The sequence below is a fragment of the Roseomonas sp. TAS13 genome (assembly GCF_001950415.1).
Taxonomy (GTDB): domain Bacteria; phylum Pseudomonadota; class Alphaproteobacteria; order Acetobacterales; family Acetobacteraceae; genus Roseomonas; species Roseomonas mucosa.
Map to the genome: position 1 here is coordinate 1 of NZ_BDLP01000715.1, position 954 is coordinate 954.

Annotated in this window: 1 protein-coding gene and 1 pseudogene; both read left to right on the forward strand. The window is 71.7% G+C overall.

Annotated features, from left to right (window positions below):
* A pseudogene (locus tag ROTAS13_RS27610) lies at positions 1-181 on the forward strand (DNA polymerase Y family protein); the annotation flags it as partial.
* Positions 182-188: 7 nt separating this feature from the next.
* Positions 189-954, forward strand: a 766-nt coding sequence (locus ROTAS13_RS25065) for a PHP domain-containing protein (protein ID WP_139323593.1), incomplete at its 3' end; no start/stop codon positions are given.

Genomic DNA, 954 nt, shown 5'->3' on the forward strand with positions numbered 1-954 from the left:
CCGGCACGCCGCCGGCCCGGAGCGGCTGGAGCCGGAGTGGTGGACCGAACGCCACGACCGTCCGCGCCGAGACTACTACCGGGTGCAGACGGAATCCGGTCGCCGGCTGTGGATCTGCCGTCTCGGCCAGGACAGGCCGGCGGCGCCGGCACGCTGGTTCCTGCACGGCGAGCTGGCGTGACACCGCCATGGTGCAGGACTACGCGGAACTCGCTTGCCGCTCGAACTTCAGCCTGCTCGACGGCGCCTCGCATCCTGGCGAGCTGGCGGTGGCCGCCGCGACGCTCGGCCATGCGGGCTTCGGGATCTGCGACACCAATACGCTGTCGGGTTCCGTGCGCGGCCACGTCGCCGCCCGGGAGGCGGGTATCGCCTATGCCGTGGGGTGCCGCCTGCGGCTGGACGACGGCGCCGAGTATCTGGCCTGGCCGACCGACCGGGCGTCCTATGGCCGCCTGACACGGCTGCTCTCGCTCGGCCGCATGCGCTCGCCCAAGGGCGAGTGCGCCCTCACCCGGCAGGAGATGGTGGGGCATGCGGAGGGCTGGTGCCTGGCCGCTGTGTCTCCCGTCCGCCCGGACCTGGCCTTCGCCGACCGGCTGCAGGCCGATGCTGCAGCCTTGCGTAACATCCTGGCGATGCCGCTGCTCTGCACGGCAACGATCCGCTTCGACGATATCGACGCGGACCGCCTGGAGGCGCTGGCGGAGATGACGGCCGTCACCGGCGCTGGCCTGCTGGCCACCAACGACGTGCGCTACCACGTTCCCTCGCGCCGCCCGCTGGCCGACGTACTGACGGCGATCCGCCTCGGCCGGACCGTGGACCGGCTCGGGCCCCTGGCAGAGCCCCATGCCGAGCGGCACCTCAAGCCACCGGCCGAGATGGCACGGCTGTTCCGCCACTATCCGGAAGCCCTGTCTCTTGATCACAAGTCTCGACGGCAGCATAGAG